15 protein-coding genes are annotated in these 20,199 nt (G+C 73.3%); 6 read left to right on the forward strand and 9 right to left on the reverse strand.

The window, feature by feature from the left end:
• Positions 1-85 precede the first annotated feature (85 nt).
• The 6 genes from WMF20_RS06515 to WMF20_RS06540 all read left to right on the forward strand — a co-directional run bounded on the left by WMF20_RS06515 (position 86) and on the right by WMF20_RS06540 (position 11,145).
• Positions 86-1,783 carry a serine/threonine-protein kinase gene (locus WMF20_RS06515; protein ID WP_165373825.1) on the forward strand — a complete coding sequence of 566 codons (1,698 nt, stop codon included), beginning with the start codon at positions 86-88 and terminating at the stop codon, positions 1,781-1,783.
• A gap of 442 nt (positions 1,784-2,225) precedes the next feature.
• Positions 2,226-4,676 carry a sodium-translocating pyrophosphatase gene (locus WMF20_RS06520; protein ID WP_437611623.1) on the forward strand — a complete coding sequence of 817 codons (2,451 nt, stop codon included), beginning with the start codon at positions 2,226-2,228 and terminating at the stop codon, positions 4,674-4,676.
• Positions 4,677-4,802: 126 nt separating this feature from the next.
• On the forward strand, positions 4,803-5,006 hold the full coding sequence (locus WMF20_RS06525) for a hypothetical protein (RefSeq protein WP_061626777.1): 204 nt from the start codon (positions 4,803-4,805) through the stop codon (positions 5,004-5,006).
• A 272-nt stretch (positions 5,007-5,278) separates the two neighbouring features.
• Positions 5,279-7,720 (forward strand): alkaline phosphatase PhoX, encoded by a 2,442-nt coding sequence (locus WMF20_RS06530; protein ID WP_437611626.1) that lies wholly within the window; start codon positions 5,279-5,281, stop codon positions 7,718-7,720.
• A 35-nt stretch (positions 7,721-7,755) separates the two neighbouring features.
• A complete protein-coding gene (locus WMF20_RS06535; RefSeq protein ID WP_437611628.1) occupies positions 7,756-9,378 on the forward strand; it encodes a hypothetical protein in 1,623 nt (540 codons plus the stop codon).
• Between the two features lie 372 nt (positions 9,379-9,750).
• Positions 9,751-11,145, forward strand: a complete 1,395-nt coding sequence (locus WMF20_RS06540) for an MATE family efflux transporter (protein WP_437611630.1) — start codon at positions 9,751-9,753, stop codon at positions 11,143-11,145.
• A gap of 7 nt (positions 11,146-11,152) precedes the next feature.
• Here the strand turns inward: WMF20_RS06540 and panD are convergent, their stop codons facing one another.
• The 9 genes from panD to WMF20_RS06585 form a co-directional block, all read right to left on the reverse strand.
• The gene (panD, locus tag WMF20_RS06545; protein ID WP_437611631.1) at positions 11,153-11,617 is read right to left on the reverse strand and encodes an aspartate 1-decarboxylase; all 465 of its coding nucleotides are present in this window, start codon (positions 11,615-11,617) and stop codon (positions 11,153-11,155) included.
• Positions 11,618-11,734: 117 nt separating this feature from the next.
• Entirely contained in the window at positions 11,735-12,910 is a 1,176-nt protein-coding gene (locus WMF20_RS06550) for a hypothetical protein (protein ID WP_437611633.1), read from the reverse strand.
• 247 nt (positions 12,911-13,157) lie between these two features.
• A complete protein-coding gene (locus tag WMF20_RS06555; RefSeq protein WP_437611635.1) occupies positions 13,158-13,472 on the reverse strand; it encodes a hypothetical protein in 315 nt (104 codons plus the stop codon).
• A gap of 8 nt (positions 13,473-13,480) precedes the next feature.
• Positions 13,481-14,536, reverse strand: a complete 1,056-nt coding sequence (locus tag WMF20_RS06560) for a metallophosphoesterase (RefSeq protein ID WP_437611637.1) — start codon at positions 14,534-14,536, stop codon at positions 13,481-13,483.
• A 115-nt stretch (positions 14,537-14,651) separates the two neighbouring features.
• Complete coding sequence (locus WMF20_RS06565) at positions 14,652-15,197, reverse strand: DUF1232 domain-containing protein (protein ID WP_437611639.1); 546 nt, start codon at positions 15,195-15,197, stop codon at positions 14,652-14,654.
• A gap of 223 nt (positions 15,198-15,420) precedes the next feature.
• Positions 15,421-16,230 (reverse strand): tachylectin-related carbohydrate-binding protein, encoded by an 810-nt coding sequence (locus WMF20_RS06570; protein ID WP_165373826.1) that lies wholly within the window; start codon positions 16,228-16,230, stop codon positions 15,421-15,423.
• A 276-nt stretch (positions 16,231-16,506) separates the two neighbouring features.
• Complete coding sequence (locus WMF20_RS06575; RefSeq protein ID WP_437611641.1) at positions 16,507-17,610, reverse strand: hypothetical protein; 1,104 nt, start codon at positions 17,608-17,610, stop codon at positions 16,507-16,509.
• A 46-nt stretch (positions 17,611-17,656) separates the two neighbouring features.
• Complete coding sequence (locus WMF20_RS06580; protein WP_437611643.1) at positions 17,657-18,730, reverse strand: dipeptidase; 1,074 nt, start codon at positions 18,728-18,730, stop codon at positions 17,657-17,659.
• Positions 18,727-20,151, reverse strand: coding sequence for a serine/threonine-protein kinase (locus WMF20_RS06585; RefSeq protein ID WP_437611645.1), 1,425 nt, complete (start codon positions 20,149-20,151; stop codon positions 18,727-18,729). The genes WMF20_RS06580 and WMF20_RS06585 overlap by 4 nt, the downstream gene beginning before the upstream one ends.
• Positions 20,152-20,199: the final 48 nt, after the last annotated feature.

Below are 20,199 nucleotides of genomic sequence, written 5' to 3' on the forward strand. Positions count from 1 at the left end.
CCGGGGAGCGCTGAGGAGAAACGAAGGCACCATGGAGCGCGCGATTCAGCGACCGGCAGGTCCCAAGGCTTCGAGCACCGATCCGTTGATCGGTAAGGTCGTGGCCGGCCGGTACCGGCTCGAGGCACGGCTTGGCGAAGGCGGCATGGGCGTCGTTTACCGCGCCCGTCACGTGCTGATCGACCGGGTCGTCGCCCTGAAGCTCATCCGGCCCGATCTCCGCGGAGAGACCCATCTCCGCGCGTGGATGCTGCGCGAGGCGCGCGCCGCAAACCGCGTTGATCACGCCCATATCATCGATATCCACGACATCGGCGAGACCGAGGAGGGCGAGCTCTACCTCGTCATGGAGTACCTCGTCGGCACGCCGCTCTCGGCGGAGCTCGCGCGCGGCCCGATGCCGATCGCGCGGTCGGTGGACATCCTCGAGCAGATGTGCGCCGCGCTCGCGCGCGCCCACGACCTCGGCGTCGTGCACCGCGATCTGAAGAGCGACAACATCCTGCTCACCCACCGCGGCGGCCGGAAGGACTTCGTCAAGATCCTCGACTTCGGCCTCGCCGCCATCGCGCGCGACCCGCGCCTCGCCCCGAAGGGCGCGGTGTTCGGGACGCCCGAGTACATGTCGCCCGAGCAGGCCCGCGGCGAGGAGGCGACGGCGCAGTCGGACCTCTACGCGCTCGGCGTGCTCTTCTTCGAGATGCTCACCGGGCAGCTCCCCTTCCGCGCGAACGATCGCGACACGCTGCTGGAGATGCAGCGGACCCACGCGCCGCCGCGCCCCCGCTCGATCCGCCCCGACGCGCACGCGCAGGGCGAGGCGATCGTCCTGCGCCTGCTCGAGAAGGACATCCGCAAGCGCTACCGCGACGCCCACCACCTCCAGGAGGAGCTGAAGGCGCTCCAGCGCGGGCTCCCGGCCCACGCGTGGGAGGTCGAAGGCGGCGACGGCGTCCCGGTGCCCCCGCCCCCGCCGCCGCCGCAGAGCGCCGGCGTCATCGAGTGGGCGAGCCGGGCGGCCCTGTTCTCGCGCATGGTCTCCCGCGCCTACCCGTCCGGGCAGGTGCCGCAGGAGGTCCAGAACGGCCTCGCGCAGGCCTGGGACCTCGCCGCGCGCGCCAACAAGCTCGAGGGCGAGGTGGCGAGCCTCACCCGCAAGCTCGAGGCGCTCGAGCGCCGCGGCCGCGCGCTGCGCGCCGAGATCGGCCGCAAGGTCGAGGAGCTCGCGCACGAGGAGTCGCGCGTGATGCGCGAGGCGATGGCCGACGGCGAGGACGTCGAGAAGGTCCGCGTCGAGCTCGCCGCCGCCGAGAAGCTCGCGCTGTCCGCCCGCCAGCTCGCCGACGCGGCGGCCCGCCAGGGCAACCACGATCCGCTCGTCTACGAGCGCGCGGGCGCCGCCGGCGCGACCGCGCAGGCGAAGCGCGAGCAGCTCGGGCGCTACGAGCACAAGAAGAACGCGCGCGAGGCGAACGCGCGCGACCTGCGCCGCCAGATCGACGAGCTCCGCGCCCAGCTCGCCCGCTACGCCGAGGCGCTCGAGGAGGACCTCGCGCAGGGGCGCGAGCGCGTCGCGGCGCGCACGCGCGAGGGGCTCGCCTACGAGAAGTCGTTCAGCGAGGCCTCGAACCTGCTCCTCAGCCACCTCCGCAACAAGCCGGAATGCCGGGACCTCGTGGCGGAGCTCCTCACCTCGCACGCCAGCCCCAACGCCGACTCCGGCTCGGATCAGCGGCTCTCCGGCTCGGACCGGAGGCTGAACAACGCGACCGAGCGCAACTGAACAGGGCTGAACGCGACAATCGGTGAAGGAGCGCGCCAATGCGCGCTCCGCTCCATCCTCCTACGCGATCTCCCCGCGCTCCGCGCCATCCTCCTACGCAATCTCCCTACGTGATCTCCTGACATCGCGGCGCTGACAAGCGCTCTCGTCATGCGCGCGCATCGCACCCTCTCGACGGCGTCTGCCACACATGGTAGCTAGCGCGCGCCTCGGCGTTCCCGGTCGAGGCGGGGGGCTTGGGAGGAAACTCTTGGCGCCCCGCCACCACCGGCCGCTGAGGGACGAGGCTGTGCTGAAGCGTCGGCGTTAGAGCAAGACCCCTCCGGCAGCTCGCCGGTCCCCTTCCCCTTTACGCAGGCGGCCAACCCCTCGGAACCACGAAGCAGCGGGCGGCGATGGCGCCGTCCTCTGCCTCGGATTTTGCGATGGAGGCACACCGTCCATGAACGTCATCCGGTCCCAAAAGGCCTGGCTCGCACCGCTGCTGGCCGGCCTGGCTGCGCTCGCCTTGCTGCTCAGCGGCGGGCTCGCCAGCGCGAGCGAATCTGATCTGGTCCTCCCCGACCTAGGCACCCAGTCTTTCGGCGGCATCGACGGCCGCACGCTCCTCCTCGGGGGCATCGGCGTCTGCGCCCTCGGGTTCGTGTTCGGGCTCGCCATCTTCTCGCAGCTGAACAAGCTCCCCGTGCACCGCGCGATGCGGGAGATCTCGGAGCTCATCTACGAGACCTGCAAGACGTACCTGGTCACGCAGTTCAAGTTCATCATGATCCTCGAGGTCCTGATCGGCGCGGTCATGGTCCTCTACTTCGGCGTGCTGCGTCACATGGAGGCCACGAAGGTCCTGGTCATCCTGCTGAGCAGCCTCGTCGGCATCGCCGGCAGCTGCGGCGTCGCGTGGTTCGGCATGCGCATCAACACGTTCGCGAACTCGCGCGCCGCGTTCGCGAGCCTGAAGGGCAAGCCGTTCCCGACGTACGCGATCCCGCTCAAGGCCGGGATGAGCATCGGCGCGGTCCTCATCAGCACCGAGCTCATGCTCATGCTGGTGATCCTGCTCTTCATCCCCGCCGACTACGCCGGCCCGTGCTTCATCGGCTTCGCCATCGGCGAGTCGCTCGGCGCCTCCGCGCTCCGCATCGCGGGCGGCATCTTCACGAAGATCGCCGACATCGGCTCCGACCTCATGAAGATCGTCTTCAACATCAAGGAAGACGACGCGCGCAACCCGGGCGTCATCGCCGACTGCACCGGCGACAACGCCGGCGACTCGGTCGGCCCGAGCGCCGACGGCTTCGAGACCTACGGCGTGACCGGCGTCGCGCTCATCTCGTTCATCCTCCTCGCCGTCCCCGACGCGGCCGTCCAGGTCCAGCTGCTCGTCTGGATCTTCGTGATGCGCATCGTGATGGTCCTCGCGAGCATCGGCTCGTACCTCCTCAACGAGGCGATCGCGAAGGCGTCCTACGCCGAGGCCGACAAGATGAACTTCGAGGCCCCGCTGACGCGCCTCGTCTGGCTGACCTCGATCGTGTCGGTCGGGCTCACCTACGCCGTCTCGGCGTTCATGATCCCGAACCTCGGGGGCGACACGACGCTCTGGTGGAAGCTGTCGTCGATCATCACCTGCGGCACCCTGGCGGGCGCCATCATCCCGGAGATGATCAAGGTCTTCACCTCGACCGAGTCGCGCCACGTCCGCGAGGTCGTGGAGGCGTCGCGCGAGGGCGGCGCCTCGCTGAACGTGCTGTCGGGCCTGACCGCCGGCAACTTCAGCGCGTACTGGATGGGTCTCGTCCTGGTCGTGCTGATGGGCATCTCGTACTTCTTCTCGGCCCAGGGCCTCGATCGGCTCATGATCGCCGAGAGCGTCTTCGCCTTCGGCCTCGTGGCGTTCGGCTTCCTCGGCATGGGCCCGGTGACCATCGCGGTCGACTCGTACGGCCCGGTGACCGACAACGCGCAGTCGGTCTACGAGCTCTCGCTCATCGAGAACGTCCCGAACGTCGAGGGCGAGCTGAAGAAGGATTTCGGCTTCACCCCGAACTTCGAGAAGGCCAAGCACTACCTCGAGGAGAACGACGGCGCGGGCAACACGTTCAAGGCGACGGCGAAGCCGGTGCTGATCGGGACGGCGGTCGTCGGCGCGACGACGCTGATCTTCTCGATCATCGTCGTGCTCACGAACAAGCTGACGACGAACGTGGACAAGCTCTCGCTGCTCCACCCGCCGTTCCTGCTCGGCCTCGTGACGGGCGGCGCGGTCATCTACTGGTTCACCGGCGCGTCCACCCAGGCGGTCTCGACGGGCGCTTACCGCGCGGTCGAGTTCATCAAGGCGAACATCCGCCTCGATGGCGTGGAGAAGGCCTCGATCACCGACAGCAAGAAGGTCGTCGAGATCTGCACGCAGTACGCGCAGCGGGGGATGTTCAACATCTTCCTCGGCGTCTTCTTCTCGACGCTCGCCTTCGCCTGCCTCGAGCCGTTCTTCTTCATCGGCTACCTCATCAGCATCGCGCTCTTCGGGCTGTATCAGGCGATCTTCATGGCGAACGCCGGCGGCGCCTGGGACAACGCGAAGAAGCTCGTCGAGGTGGAGCTCAAGGAGAAGGGCACGCCGCTCCACGCGGCGACGGTCGTCGGCGACACCGTGGGCGACCCCTTCAAGGACACCTCGTCGGTCGCGATGAACCCCATCATCAAGTTCACGACCCTGTTCGGCCTCCTCGCGGTCGAGCTGGCGATCGAGATCGACCGCACGACGAGCCTCGTGCTCGCGGGCATCTTCTTCGTGCTCTCGATGGTGTTCGTGTACCGCTCCTTCTACGGGATGCGCATCAAGTCGGACGCCGAGAAGACCGCCGCCGTCCGCGCCAACGCCACGGCCTGAGCCGGGCGTCCCTCCTCCCGGGCCACCGCGCCCCCTCTCCCCCGCGCTGACCTCCCCCGCCGCCCGTCCACGGGCGCGCCGGGGGAGGGTCTTGCACCCAGCGCGGCCGCACTATAGTGACCCCTCATGCGAGCGCTCTGCCCCTCTTGCGGCCTCCATCACGAGGTAGTCCGGGTCCTTGACGACGGGCACGGTGAGCAGCGCAAGGACGTCTACCAGGTCGCGCCGCTCCAGGGCTGCGAGCGCACCTGGATCTCCGACAAGGAGCTGCTCGAGGCGCGCGCGCGCTTCGATCAAGACGTCGTCGTGCCCGACGACGACGACGAGTAGCGCCGCGCCGACGAGGCGCGCGCGGCGCCTCCGATGTGAGCTCGCCCCCACGCCCGCGGTGCCCCACGCCCGCTGTGCTCACGCCCACGGTGTCCACGCCCACGGTGCCCACGCCCACGGTGATGGCGCGCTTCGAGCGCCGCGCGGCGGAGCGCGCGCCGTCGCGCCCCGCGATCCGCGCGACCTCTGACAAGAACTCGTCGCAATCGTCGCATCGGGGCGCCACGGTGGGCAGGCATCGTCTCCGCCCATTACCCCGCGGAGAAGATGCGATGATGACGAGGCGGACCCTGAGGACGGCGTTGCTTCTGGTGCTCGCGAGCGGCCTTGCCGCGAGCGCAGGCGGTTGTGGTGAGGATGGGAAGCAGGGCCCGCCCGGCGAGGACGGCGCGCCGGGGCTGGATGGCAAGGACGGCGAGGACGGCGCGCCGGGGCTGGATGGCAAGGACGGCGAGGACGGGCAGGATGGCGAGGACGGCGCGCCCGGGCCCAAGGGCGACGACGGCGGGGACGGCGCGCCGGGCGAGGACGGCGCGCCGGGCCAGGACGGGGAGGACGGCGAGGACGGGGCGCCGGGCCAGGACGGGCCGCCCGGGCCCAAGGGCGAGGACGGCGAGGACGCGGTCCCGTGGACCAGCGCCGCGAACATCGCGGGCTACGTGAAGGAGCGCGTGGAGATGTTCGCCGCCGGCGCCTTGCCCGCGGGCGAGCAGTTCCCGCTCCACGCGGCCGCGACCGACACCATCCGGACGCTCGCCGGGGTGCGCTCGGACATCGTGGTGACCTGGCTCGATCCGCTGACCTTCAGCACCGCGCCGGACGCGCCCCGGTTCGGCGCCAACAACGATTACACCGCCTTCTTCGGCGAGGGGTGGTCCGCCGCCGCGGGCAACGCGCCGCAATGGAACGGCTCCGGCAGCGCGGGCTGGCTCTGGGTCAACCACGAGTACGTCTCCGGAAAGAGCCCGACGGCCAGCTCGGCGCCGACCGGGCAGCACCTCACGCTGGCGCGGCACCTGAAGAAGCTCGGCGTCCTCGCGAACGACGTCGAGGCGAACGTCTGGGCGCAGGCGGACGTCGACACGTACATCCGCTGGGAAAAGAAGGAGGTCGGCGGCTCCTGGCTCCGGATCGTGCAGGACCCGGCGACCGGCGCGTGGTCGGTGGACCGGAGCGCGCGCGCCGTTCGCTACGACGCGACCAGCAGGACGCTGAGCCGGATCGCGGGGCACGAGCTCTCGGGCCCGGGTAAGGACGACCTGACGGGCGCGCCGCTCCCCGAGGGGATCGTGGCCGGCATCATGGGCGATTGCGCCGGCGGGCAGACGCCCTGGGGCACGGTGATCACCGCCGAGGAGAACGTGCAGGACTACTACGGCGATCTCGAGGCGAATTGGTCGGGCGATCAGAAGTTCCTCGCCGGCCGGGGCTTCGACCCGGGCGCGCCGGTGAGCCCGGCCTTCGAGGCGAGCACCAGCGCCGAGTTCGGGCGCATCTCCGATCCGAACGGCAGGCAGCCCCGCGATCACTACGGGTACCTCACCGAGATCGACCCCGGGAAGCCCGCGGACGAGTACGACGGCAAGACCGAGGCGGGAACGGGCCACAAGAAATTCGGCTTCATGGGCCGCGCCCGCTGGGAGGCCGCGACGTTCGCCGTCGACGGCGACTGGAAGCTCCTGCCGGGCCAGCCGATCGTGGTCTACGGGACCGACGATCGCCGCGGCGGCCGCATCTACAAGTACGTGACGGCCGGCAACTACACGGCCGGGATGACGCGGGCGGAGATCCGCGGGCTGCTCGACGAGGGCAAGCTCTATGCGGCGCACCTCGCGGGGCTCGACAACACGACCGGCAACACCCTGCTCGCGACCGGCGCGGCCCCGACCGAGGCGGCGCCCGGCGCGGGGCAGTGGATCGAGCTCTCGGTGGACAGCGCCGCCGTCGCGCCGAACGCGGCCGCGCTCGGCGACGCGACAAGGACCGTCGGCGCCGCGCTGCGCGACGCGACCTGGAACGGCCTCGGCGGCTTCGCGACCGATTACGACGTGTGGCGCGCGCTGTTCACGGCGAGCAACAAGGTCGGGATCATGGAGCTGAACCGGCCCGAGGACATCGAGTGGAACCCGCGGGACCCGAGCGGCACGCCGCGGATCTACGTGGCGTTCACCAACCACACGGGCCAGACGGCGCTCGATCAGGGGGGCAAGCTCTACGATCCGGCCACGCACGCGACAACGTCCCCGAAGCGCGCGGACGCCGTGGGCTCGATCTTCGCCCTGGAGGAGGCCGACCCCGCGCACCCGGGCGCGTCGACCTCGTTCCGGTATTTCGAGGTGTGGCACGGCGCGAAGACGCAGGGCGACTTCGACGCCTCCTGCCCGGACAACCTGCTCCTCGATCGCGATGGCGGCGTGTGGTTCGGCACGGACGGCAACTTCGGGGTCGCCTCGCACGCGGACGCGTTCTACTACCTCGATCTCGACCCCGCCCACCGCGAGGGCCAGGCGGGCGTGGCCCAGCCGAGCTTCGGCAAGGCGTTCCGCGTGGTGGCGCTGCCGAGCGACGCGGAGGCGACCGGCCCGTCGTTCGCGCCCGACATGGGCACGATCTTCATGTCCGTGCAGCACCCCGGCGAGAACGCCTACAGCACCTGGCCGAAGGGCGACGGCGCCCTGTCGAGCGTGATCGCGGTCACCTTCCTGCCCGAGTGATCTCCGTGGGTGCTCGCCGCGAACCCCCGCTGTCCTTGCTCCTGGCCATCGCGGCGCTGTCCGCCGTCCTCGCCGCGGCCGCGCGCTGCGGCGGGGGCGGTTACGATCCGCTCGCCACCGCGGCGGCGCGCGCGGGGCACGCGGGCAACCCCGAGGCGTCGATCCCGCCGATGTGTTACGCGTCGACGGCCGGCGGCGCGAACGGCTGCTGGACGTGCCACACGATCGGGCGCGGCCCGAACACGCTCGCCGATCACGACCTCCAGGCGGCGTACAGCTTCTCGGACGCGGCGCGGAAGAACCCCTGGACCAACCTGCTCGAGGACCTCTCGGCGGCCGCGGCCCGGACGAGCGACGAGGAGATCCTCGAGTACATCCGGGAGGACAACTACGCGCCGCTGCGCAAGGCGCTCGCCGGCCGCCCGGATTACCCGGGTTACGTGCCGGATCTCGACCTCGAGGCCGGCTTCGACGACGAGGGCTTCGCGCGCGACGGGAGCGGCTTCCGGGCGGTGCGGTACAAGCCGTTCCCGGGGAGCTTCTGGCCCACGAACGGCAGCGCCGGCGACGTGTTCCTCCGGCTGCCGGCCGCGTTCCGCGAGGACGCCTCCGGCGCGCCGTCGCGCGAGGTCTACAAGCTGAACCTCGCGCTGCTCGAGGCCGCGATCGCGTCCCCGTCGCCGCTCTCCGTGGGGGGCGCGGCGCCGCCCGCGGAGGCGCCCGCCGGGCGGGAGGTCGAGCCGGTGAGCGAGCTCCTCGCCGGATTCGACCTCGACGGCGACGGCGCGCTCGAGCCGGCGGTGACGCGCGTCGTTCGCCTCCCCGCGCGGTACGCCGGCGGGGCGGCCGGCGTCCCTGTTCGCGCGTGGCTCTACCCGCGCGGGGCGGAGCTCCTGCACTCGGTGCGGTACCTCGATCCGGACCGCCCGACGCTGCTGTCGGCGCGGATGAAGGAGTTGCGCTATGCGCGCAAGGTCGAGGCGCCGGACGACTGGGCGATCGCGCGCGCGTACGAGCGCGAGGCCGAGGAGAAGGCGGAGGGGCAGCCGCCGTTCCACGCCGGCGGGCCCGAGGTCGGCCTTCGGAACGCGTTCGGCTGGCAGATCCAGGCGTTCATCGAGGACGAGCGGGGCCGGCTGCGGCTGCAGACGGCGGAGGAGCACCGCGCGTGCATGGGCTGCCACGGCGCCGTGGGCGTCGCGGTGGACCACACCTTCTCGCTGGCGCGCAAGGTGCCCGGCGCCGCCGGCTGGCGGCACCAGGACCTGCGCGGCATGCCCGACGTGCCGCAGGCCGGCCATGCGGAGCCGGAGGTCCTGACCTACCTTCGCCGCGCCCGCGGCGCCGACGACTACCGCGGGAACGCCGAGATGCTCGCGCGCTTCTTCCCCGGCGGCGCGCTCGACGAGGCGGAGGTGCGGCGCGGCGCGCCCGGCGGCGACCGCGATCTCGCGTACCTCGTCGCGCCGTCGCGCGATCGGGCGCTCCTGCTCGACAAGGCCTACCGCGCCCTGGTCCGGGCGCAGCGCTTCGAGGCGGGGCGCGACGTCATGCTCGGGCCCGCGACGGGGATCCTGCGCGTGGTGGAGGTCGAGTCGACGGGGCTCGCGGAGGCGGAGCGCGTGTACCTCGACGGGCGGGCGCACCTCGCCTGGTGAGGCGCCGGCGCGAAGACGGTGGAGCGACGCGCGGCGGGAACGAGAAGAAAAAACGCAAAGGCGCAAAGGCGCAAAGGCGCAAAAAAGAGAGAGAAATGATTGGGCGCTGCTGGGCGCACGGCGGCAGGAGCTCGGAAATGTTTTCTCTGTCCAAGACGACGCCCGGAGCTGGGAGAGGTTCTATCTCTCTCCCTCTGCGCCTTTGCGCCTTTGCGCCTTTGCGTTTTTTTTCTTCTTCTCTTCTCGAGTCGGCTCGTCTGCGTCGCTGTAAGTTTTCGTAAGTACTAGGTTTTTGGATGCTTGTCCCACCTCCGGCGAGCGCTCCCACCCCGGCGCGCTATGGTGGCGCCCCTTTTCGACGCCGGTGCCCCCGTGAACCCCGCTTCCGCCCCTCTCGCCGCCGACAGCGCGCGGTCCGAGCTGCGCGCCCTCACGCGCCTCGCGCTGCCGATCGCGGTGGCGCAGGCGGGGCTCGTCGCGATGACGCTCGTCGACGTCGCCATCGTGGGGCGCGTCTCGGTGAACGAGCTCGCCTCCTGCGCGATGGGCAGGACCCTCGTCCACACGTGCAACGCGCTCGGGATCGGCGTCTCGGCCGCGGTCGATCCGCTCGCGTCGCAGGCGATCGGCGCCGGCCGCCCGGGGCAGGCGTGGGCGGCGCTCCGCGCGACCCTGCGCGCGAGCCTGCTCGTCAGCGTCGTCGCGTTCGGGGCCGCGCTCGCGGCGACCTTCGCGCTCGCCCCCATGGGCGTCGACCCGGGGCTCGTCCCCGGCGTGCGCCGGTACATCGTCGGCCACGCGCTGTGGATCTTCCTCTGGCCGGTCTTCCTCGCCGGGAAGAGCTTCCTCCAGGCCCACGGCGCGACGCGGCCCGCGCTCGTCGCCGTCGTCGCGGCGAACGCCGTCAACCTCGTGGCCTGCAACCTGATGGTCCGCGGCGACGAGGCGCTGCGCTGGATCGGCCTCCCGCCGCTCGGCCTGCCGCAGCTCGGCGCGCTCGGCGCAGGGCTCGCCGCGAGCCTCGCCAGCGCCGTGCTGTCGTCGATCGTGCTCGTCGCGGCGCGGCGCCGGCGCGCGGCCCCGCGCCGCGACGAGGCGGGCGAGGGCGCCGTGCCGGTCGCGGTGATCTACCGGCTCGGCGTCCCGATCGGGCTGCAGCTCGTCGCCGAGGTCGGCGTGTTCGGGATGACCGCGCTGCTCGCCGGGCGCCTCGGCGCGACCGTTGTCTCGGCGCACCAGATCGCGATCGGCCTCGCCTCCTTCGCGTTCATGGGCGCCATCGGCGTCGGCGGCGCCACCGCCGTCCGCGTGGGCCACGCGGTCGGCGCCGGCCGATCGCCGCTGCGCCCCGGCGTGCTCGGCGTGCTGCTCGGCGCCGGCGTCATGTGCGTGAGCGCCTCGACCTACGCCGCCTTCCCCCGCGCCCTCATCGGCGCGTTCACCCCGGACGCCGACGTCCTCGCCATCGGCGTCCCGCTGCTCCGCATCGCCGCGCTCTTCCAGCTGTTCGACGGCGTGCAGGCGGTCGCCGCCGGCGCGCTGCGCGGGGCGGGCGACGTGCGGTTCCCCTTCTGGGCCAACCTCGGCGCGCACTGGGGCTTCGGCCTGCCGCTGTCGATCGGGCTCGCCTTCGGGCTCGACCTCGGCGTCCGCGGCCTCTGGTTCGGGCTCACCGCGGGGCTCATCGCCGTCGCGGGGGTGCTCTCGATGCGCTTCGTCCGGCTGGCCCGCGCGCCGGTGGCGCGGGCGCTGCCGCACGCCGGGTGACGCGCGCTCAGTTCGGCGCGCGCGGCGCCGGCGCCTCGGGCGAGGGGCCCGGCTGGGCAGCGCCCGGCTGGGCAGCGGGCGGCGCCGCCGGCGCGAGCGGCCCCGGCGCCTCGGGCGGCTGGTCGGCGAGCGGCCGGTTCTGCCCGTCGACGCGGAGCACGCGCGGCGCGTGCCGCCGCGCCTCGGCCTCGTCCATGTCCGCGAACGTGGCGATGATGACGAGATCGCCGGGCTGGTTGAGGTGCGCCGCGGCGCCGTTGATGCACACGACGCCGGAGCCGCGCGCCCCCGCGAGCGCGTAGGTCGTCAGCCGGGAGCCGCGCGTCACGTTCCAGATGTCGACCGCCTCGTAGGGCAGGATGTCGGCGGCCTCCAGGAGGTCCGCGTCGATCGTGACGCTGCCCTCGTAGTGCAGATCCGCGTGGGTCACGGTCGCGCGGTGGATCTTGCTCTTGAACATCCGTCGATTCATGCGTGCTGACCTCTGCTCCTCCCTGCGCGGGCCGGCGCCGCGCGCGCCGCCGGTCCGCGAGCAAGGCGCGCGCCGCCCGCCGGGAAGGACAGCCTTTCTCCTTAGTCCAAGTGGCGGTCAGTCAAGGAACAATCGCTGCCGGAGGAGCCGGCCGCCCGCGAGCTGGACGGCGGCCTGGTCGGGCGGCGCCTCGGCGTCGACCGGCGGCGACCCGGGCTGGCCGATCACGAAGACGACCTCGCACGGGCCCGCCGCGACGTCCCTGAAGAGCGCCTCGCGCGTGCCCGACACGCGCGCGCCGCCGCTGCCGTCGAGCTCGATGTCGACGGGCCACGAGCGCGCCTTCCCGCCCTGCACCAGGAACGCCTTCACGGCGACCGGCGAGGGCACGCGCGCGTCGGGCGAGAGCGCGATCGTGATCCGGGCGCCCCGGCCGACGCGGCGCGGGGCGCCCGGATCGCGATCGCCCTGCCGCGGGCCGGCGCCGAGGGTCGTCGCGATCGTGTAGTCGGGGAGCGGGGCGGCGCCGGGCGCGAACGGCGCAGGGCGCAGCGCGAGCAGCGACACGAGCGCCGCCGACACGACCCAGCCGGCCACGCCCACGGCGGTCCGCACCCGCGCCCCTATCTTCGCCCGCGGGGCGCTCCGCCGCTCGACGACCAGCTCGGGGACCAGCAGCGGCCCCGGGCGCGGCGCCAGGGCGCCGACGTCCGCCCCGTCCGGCGCGCGCTGGGCCGGCTGCGCCGGGGCCGCGCTCGGGCTCGCGTCGCGGGGCGGCTCCGAGGCCCCGGGCGGCACCGAGTCGCCGCCGATCGCGCGGCAGACGGGCGCATCCGTGGTGGACGGCGCGCTCGTCCCGCTGAGCGAGTCGGCGTCGGCGCCGAGCGGCGGCGCGTCCGCCGCGTCGCCCGGCTCGTCCGCGTCGCCGTCCCACTCGTGGGGGCTCCGGAAGCGGATCCCGGACTTCCGGTCGACCATCGGGCGCGGCAGCGACGGCGGCGCGGGCGCGTCGCCGCGCGTGTCCCGCAGCTGGGCGATCAGCTCGTCGGCGAGCCGGGCGCGGGTCTCGTCGTCGAGGGGCACCCGCGCCCCGCGCCCCTCGCGCCCTGCGCCCGCGGTGGACGCCGCGGGGTCTGCGGGCTCCGCGGTCTTCGCGGCGTCCGCGTCGTCTCGCTGGGCGCTCCGCGCGTCGTCCGGGCGCGCCTCCTCGCCGAGCTTCCGCCGGCGCGGATCGCCCGGCGGATCCTGCTGCGCGATGCGCGTCAAGGTGCGCAGCAGCTCGTCGTCGTCCATCAGCCGCTCCCCGCGTCGCGCCGCGCTGTACGGCGGTCGGGCGGCCGGCACCGGCGCAGCAGCGCGGGTGCGACACGAGGAGCCGGGAGGGGGAGGCGCTGCTCGCCGGACGCCAGGGGGGGCTCCCCGTTGCTCCGATTCGCCTCGTGGATCAGCGCGAGCGGACGCTCAGGCATCTGATTCCCTTCCCCTGGGGATCGAAGAGCCCCAGTTTGCCATCGACGTTATCCGGTCCGCGCGGCGCCCGTCAATGGAGCAGACGGGCGCCGCGGCGCTTCTCGCGCTGTCCGAGCTGTTTGCGCCGCTGCGCTGTTCGCGCCGCCGCGTCGTTCGTGCCGTTTGTGCCGCTCGCGTCATTCGCGTCATTCGCGTCATTCGCGTCGTTCGCGTCGTTCGCGTCGTTCGCGTCGTTCGCGTCGTTCGCGTCGATGGCCCATCCGGCGCGCGGCGCGCCCTGCGTCTCTTGCGCCGCTCGCGCTGCTCGCGCCACCCGCGCCTCCTGCCGCGCTCGCTGCAGCTGGCGCGCGAGAACGTGTTGTAAACAGCGATGCGATTTTCTCACGAGAACGTCTACTTTTTCTCGCCGCTCGAGCTGTTCGCGCCCGTCGCCTCGCCCGTCAAGATCCGCACGGTGTCGCCGGCAATCTCCAGCGCCGCCGGCTTTCCGCCGTAGTGCGCGGCCATCCCGACGTCGATCCGCCAGACCTTGTCGCCGCAGGCCGAGGTGATGCCGTTCCTCTGGACCGTGTGGCCGACGACCATGCGCTTCGCGGACATGGCCGCGAGGGTCTGGTCGAGCGCCGCGCAGGGGCTCGAGCCCGGGGTCGGCGCCGGATCGGTGGAGTAGAGGCGCGCCCACACCGGGCCGTCCTCGGCCGCGATCACGGCCGGCGCGGACGGGCTCTTCCCCTCCATCCACGCGCGCACCTCGCGGTTGATCCGCGCGACGCCGTAGCGCGTGTGCGACGGGAGCACGCCGCCGTGCGCGAAGACCGTGTCGCCGACGGTGATGATCACGTCGCGCGCCGCGAGCTTCTTGGCGTAGACGCCGCCGGGGAAGAACGCGGCGGCGCGGGCGCGCGCGGGGGCCGGCACGGGCGCGAAGCGCGGGGACGAGGCGTCGAGCCCGGGCACGTCCTCGAAGTCCTTGAAGCCGCCCTCGGTGACGTAGCGGAAGTCCAGCTGGACGTTCATGACCTCGTGGTTGCCGTTCAGCGCGTACACGGCGCCGCCGGCCGCGCGCGCCTCGACGGCGAGGCGGTCGAAGAGGTCGACGATCGCCTGCTCGCCGTCGCCGCGGTCGATCTCGTCGCCCGTCTGGACGAGCACGAGCTTGCCGCCGATCCAGCGATCCGAGCCGTCGATCGCGCCCGCGATCCGCAGGGCCGCGCGCGTGGCCGCGAGGTCGCCGTGGACGTCGCCGATGGCCACAACGCGCTCGGCGGCCGGGTAGGCGTAGGAGCGATCCGTGTCGGGCGGCGGCGCGGGCGAGGCGGCGGCGCGGTCGGGCGCGGCCGAGGTGGCGGCGGGCGCGGGCCGCTGCGCCGTCGAGGCGGGGCGATCGGCGTCGCAGCCCGCGGCGAGCAGCGCGGCGAGCAGCGCGGAGAGGCAGGGAGCGGCTGACATCGGACGCGGTCCTCCGGGGTGATGGGCGTTATGTACTACGCGGGGGGTGGGCGTGCCGCGGCGAGCGGCGCGCCCGCAGCGGCTCGCCGCGCGGCGGCGCGCCGGCCGCGCGCGGTCAGGTCGGGAGCTTGGTGGAGAGGAACGATTTCAGCTTGATCAGGTTCTTCGCGTCGCGGCTGAAGGTCGGGGCGGTGTAGCTCGAGGCCCAGCCGGCGATCTCGTGCATGAACGAGGCGCGGACCTGCTCGTCGCCGAGGATGTCGTCCACGGTGCGGCCGCGCGCGGCGCCCTTCTCCAGCGAGCGCACGTAGCCCTTGAGCCGCGCGTAGTCGCCGCCGAGCAGCTCGGCGATGAGATCCGCGTCGCGCGCGAGCCGCGCGAGGGCCGGCGCCTGGTCGCGCAGCTCCTGGCTCTCGGCCGCGGCGAAGGAGGCCGCGACGCGCAGCACGAAGGCGTCGTCGAGGAAGCCGAGATCCTCGATGCCGTCCGGGATGAGGTCGAGCGACTTGAAGAGGTAGTTCAGGCCGGCCGCGAGCGAGCGGCGCGCCGCCTCCGGGCTGTCCGGCGAGGCGAGCAGCCCGGCCAGGTCCGTGGCGTCGGAGGCGAGGCTGCGCAGCCACTCGGGGAACGTATCGAGACAGCGGTCGTCGAGATCGGTCATGGGATCCTCCCGGCGGGAGCGGGAGGGTAGTCCGACCGGCGCGGCGCCGTCCATGCCGTCCATGCGGACGACGGCGCGCGGCGCCCGCAGGCGCTCGGCGCGCCGCCGGCGTGAGGCGCCGGCCATGAGGGGGGCATGCCCTGCCGGGTGGCGCTCCGTCCAGGCCGGGACGCCGAGCTCGTGCTCTTCAGGATCGTCCGGTGAGCGGGGCTCGCGCGAGCGCTCAGAGGAACGAGTTCCAGCCAGCACCGACCTTCTGCGGGCCGGTCCAGTCGACGGCCCCCGTCTGCCAACCATTGTGGCGATACCAGTGGAGATCGCCGTTCGGGAGGACGCCGTAGACGACGCCGCGCCCTCCGGAGAAGACGTGCGCGAACGAGTTCCAGACCGTGCCGACCCTCTGCGGGCCGGTCCAGTCGACGGCCCCCGTCTGCCAGCCGTTGTGGCGATACCAGTGGAGATCGCCGTTCGGGAGGATGCCGTAGACGACGCCGTGCCCTCCGGAGAAGACATGGGTGAACGCGTTCCAGCCAGTGCCGACCTTCTGCGGACCGGTCCAGTCGACGGCCCCCGTCTGCCAGCCGTTGTGGCGATACCAGTGGAGATCGCCGTTCGGGAGGATACCGTAGATGACGCCGCGCCCTCCGGAGAAGACGCGCGTGAACGCGTTCCAGCGGGCCCCGACCGTCCGCGCGTCGGCCCAGTCGACGGTCCCCGTTTGCCAGCCGTCGTGGCGATGCCAGCGGAGGTCCCCGTTCGGCAGGATGCCGTAGATGACGCCGTTTTCTCCCGCGAACACGCGTGTGAACGAGCTCCAGCCGGTCCCGACGCTCTGCGGGCCGGTCCAGCTCGCCTTTCCGTCTTGCCAGCCTCGGTGGAGATACCACTGGAGGTCCCCGTTCTGCCGGGTGCCATAGATGACGCCGTTGCCAGCGGAGAACACGCTCTCCTGGGCGGCGGCGTCCTGGATCGCGGCGAGGGACAAGAGCCCCGCGGCTGCAGCGACCACCCTGATGAATGTTCTTCGTATCATCGCTCCCCCCTCGTCCCGCCCGAGCTCGGCGCCTCGTCGCGCGCGCTCCGTCCCGGATCTCATGAAGCCGCATGGCGCGGCGGGAAGCCTCGGTGGCCGGCGCCTGGCCGCGAGGCTGCGGGCGCGGCCCGGCGGCCGAGGCGACGGCGCGGACCGGAAACCTGGGCAGGACCGGACGAGCCGGGGGCCTGGGCGACGCGTGCCGCGGGGGACCGGCGGCGAAGGATCGCCTTCCTGCGCGGAGGCGAGCGCGGCGCGCGGACGGCGCGCGCTGGATCAGCCGCCCGTCGCCCCGACCCGCCCCGTGACGCTCGCGCTCGCGCGCACGCTCACCTGGATGCGCACCGACGCGCTCGTCGAGGCCTCGGCCGCGCCGGCGACGCACGCGAGCGCGCGCGCGCCCGCGTCGCCCACGATCCGCGGCAGCGCGGCGCCGACCTGGACCACGGTCTGGGCGTCGCCGAGGAGCCTGCGCCCGAGCGCCACCTCGGCGTGCAGCAGCGCCGGCAGGTTGGCCTGCAGCGTCGCCGCGAGCCGCGCGGCCATCTCGGCGCCGTACGACGCGCGCACCTGCACGAGCGCCGGCGTGCACGCGGCGTAGACGTCGGCGTGCGCGCGGCAGCTCGCCTCGCACTCGGCGTCGGCGCTCGGGGGCCGCACCATCCCGGCGCACTGCGGCGCCTGCCAGGTGCCCTCGCACCGCGCGTGGCAGGTCGCGTCGCAGCCGCCGTCGCACTCGCCGTTGCAGAACCCCACGCAGCGCCCCTGCGCGTCGTAGGCGGAGCACTGCCCCCGGCACTGCCCCGCGCAGCGCCCCTCGCACCGCCCCGCGCAGCGGCCCTGGCAGTAGCCGGAGAGCCGCGCGGGCTCGCACTGCGCCACGATCTGCCCCGGATCCAGCTGGACGTCGCACGCGCCGCTGCAGCGCGCCCCGGCCTGGGCGTTCGCCTGGCAGGCCGGCGGCGTCACCGCCACCTGCACCCCGGCGCCCTGGCGCAGGATGGCGTCGATCGCCGCCGAGACCGGGCCGCAGGCGCCGCTCGCCTGGCCCCCCGCCTCGTCGCGCGGCGCCATCTGCGCGGGCGGGATCCCGAGATCCGCGCCGATCCGGCGGCAGGCGTCGGCCACCTGCGCCTCGATCGCCGCGGACACGGCGGCCATGTCCTTGGCCGCCTGCACGAACGTCCGCACCTTGACGTTCGCCCGCGCGTCCGCGGAGAACTGGGCGCCGAGGACGTCGCCCGGCCCGCGCAGCTCGGGGCAGACGGCCTCGCCGACGCCCTCGATGTGGCCGAGCTCCGCGCAGCTCAGGCCCGGGATGGCCCCCACGACCGCGAGGGCGACGAGCCCCCGCAGCGACCGAGCGACTTCCGTGCGCATGGGGGCCCTTACCACGATCGCCGAGGCGGCGCGCGGCCGGTCGACCCTACCTGGGCCGCTGCCCCCCGCTCGCGCCCGGCGGCCGCCAGCCGAGGATGCGCAGCGCGTTCTGCGAGAAGATCTTCACCACGTCCTCGCGCGACATCCCGCGCTGCCGGAGCCGCGCGGCGAGCGCCGGCACCGCCGACGCGTCGTCGAGCCCCTTCGTCGGGATGATGCCGCCGTCGAAATCCGACCCGATCGCGACGTGATCGACGCCGGCCACGCGGACCATGTGCTCGACCTGCGCGAGCACGTCGTCGAGGTCCGCCTCGTTCGTGCCGTTCACGAAGGGCGCGTGGAAGTTGAGCCCCGCGACCCCGCCGCTCCGCCCGATGAGCCGCAGCTGCTCGTCGGTCAGGTTGCGCGGCCGGTTCGCCACCGCGCGCGCGTTCGAGTGGGTCGCCACGATCGGCGCGCCGTGCGCGGCCGCGATCGGCACGAGATCCGCGAACGCGGCGTCCGAGACGTGCGAGACGTCGATGAGCGCGCCCTGCGCGTAGACGCGCTCGCAGAACCGCTTGCCGAGCTCCGTCAGCCCGAACGCGGCCGGCTCGCCGGTCGCCGACGACGAGAGCCGCGTGTTCTTCGCGTGGCTCGGGCTGATGAGCCGCACGCCGCGCGCGATGAACCGGTCGATCTGCGCGATGTCCTCCGCGAACGCGCCGGCCCCCTCGATCGAGAGGAAGGTGCTGATCTTCCCCGGCTCGGCCCGCGCCGCGCCGAGCGGGAGGAGCACCGGGCTCGCGGCGATGATCGCCTCGATCGTCGCGAGGACCGCGCTGGCGTCCTCGATCCGCGGGCCCTCGGGCCGCGCCCGGTCGGGCAGGTAGATCGGCAGCACGATGCCGAGGTAGTTGCCGGCGACGAGCGTGTCGCTGCGGGCGTGGCCCTCGCCCAGGCGAGGGTCGCGCCCCTTGAAGTGGACCTGCCAGGGCACGTCGACGTGCAGGTCGACGACCTGCACGGGGGGCTCGCCGCCGCCGCCGGGCGGGTCGCCGCGCGTGGGCCGCGGCGCGCCCAGGGCGGAGGCGGCGCACGTGACGGCGAGCAGGGCGCGGACGCGGCCTCCGGCGCTCATCCGCTCACCAGCACGCCGAGCGCGAAGCCGACGCCGAGGCACACGAGGCCGATGACCCCGACGAGCCACCAGGCGGCGCCCTCCGAGGGCGCGGCCTCGGCGGGGAGGGGGACCTCCACGACCCGCACGTCGTAGTGGCCGCCCGTGAGCGTCGGCACGCCCGTCGGCCGCTGCGCGCTGACGTGGGTCGGCCCGGCGGGGACCGGGGGCGCCGCGAACGACGCCGTGGGCGCCACCTGCGGGGTCGTCTGGGTCGGCGGCGTTGTCGGGCGCGGCGGGGGCGCCGACTCCGGCCTCGGCACGACCGGCATGCTCGTCGTCGCGCTCGGCCCGTGCGGCGGCGGGGGCAGCTGCGAGGGCGGCTGCGGCGCGTACAGCTGCGAGGGCGGCTGCGGCGCGTACAGCTGCGACGGCGGCTGCGGCGCGTGCAGCTGCGACGCGTGCAGCTGCGGGTGCGGATGCGCCGGCGGCGGCAGCGAGGGCAGGTGGTGCGGCGGCGGGAGCGACGCCTGCGGATCGGCCCACGCGCCGGGCGTCGCGATGCCGGTGCGGTGCGCGACGGCGCTCAGCGTCTGCGCCATCTCCTCGGCCGTCTGGAAGCGCCCGTTCACGTCCTTGGAGAGGGCGCGCTGGAAGAAGAGGCTCCAGGCGGCGAGGTGCGGCGCGACCTGCTCGATCGGGCGCACCTCCTTGGCGAGCACGGCGGTGAGCCGCGCGAACTCGTTCTCGGCGGGGAACGGCTGCGTCGCGGTGAGCATCTCGTAGAAGATCACGCCGACGCTCCAGAGGTCGGTGCGCGCGTCGACGCCCTGCGCGTTCTTGATCTGCTCGGGGCTCATGTAGCCGGGGGTGCCGAGGAGCGTGCCGGCGCGGGTCTTGAGGCCCATGCCGCCGGCCGCGTCCATCACCTTCGCGATGCCGAAATCGAGCAGCTTCACGCGGAAGCCGCCGCGCGGATCGCGCACGAGGAACAGGTTCTCCGGCTTCAGATCGCGGTGGATCACCTTGTGGCCGTGCGCCGCCATGAGGGCCTGGAGCACCTCGTGGATGATCGGCACGGCCTGCTGCGGCGGGATGGGGTTGCCCGTGTCGATGTACGCGGCGAGCGGGACGCCCTGCAGGAGCTCCATGACGAGGTAGGGCGTGCCGTCCTCGGCGCGGGCCGCCTCGAAGACCGAGGCGATGTTCTGGTGGACGAACCCCTTCGTCGCCTCCGCCTCGGCGAAGAAGCGGTGCAGGACCTGCTCTTCCTGCGTGAACTCGGGGTGCAGCACCTTGATCGCGCGCTTGCCCTCGCCGCGCAGCCCGTCGGCCTCGTAGACGGCGCCCATGCCGCCCTCGCCGAGGAGACGCACGAGCCGGAAGCGCCCGTTCAGCACGGCGCCCACGAGCTGATGGGAAGGGCTCGAGGGGTCGACCACCCGCGGACTCTACCAAAGCTTTCGCGCGGCCCGCTCGCCGAAACCTCG

It is taken from the genome of Sorangium sp. So ce834 (assembly GCF_051521425.1).
Lineage (GTDB): Bacteria > Myxococcota_A > Polyangia > Polyangiales > Polyangiaceae > Sorangium > Sorangium cellulosum_D.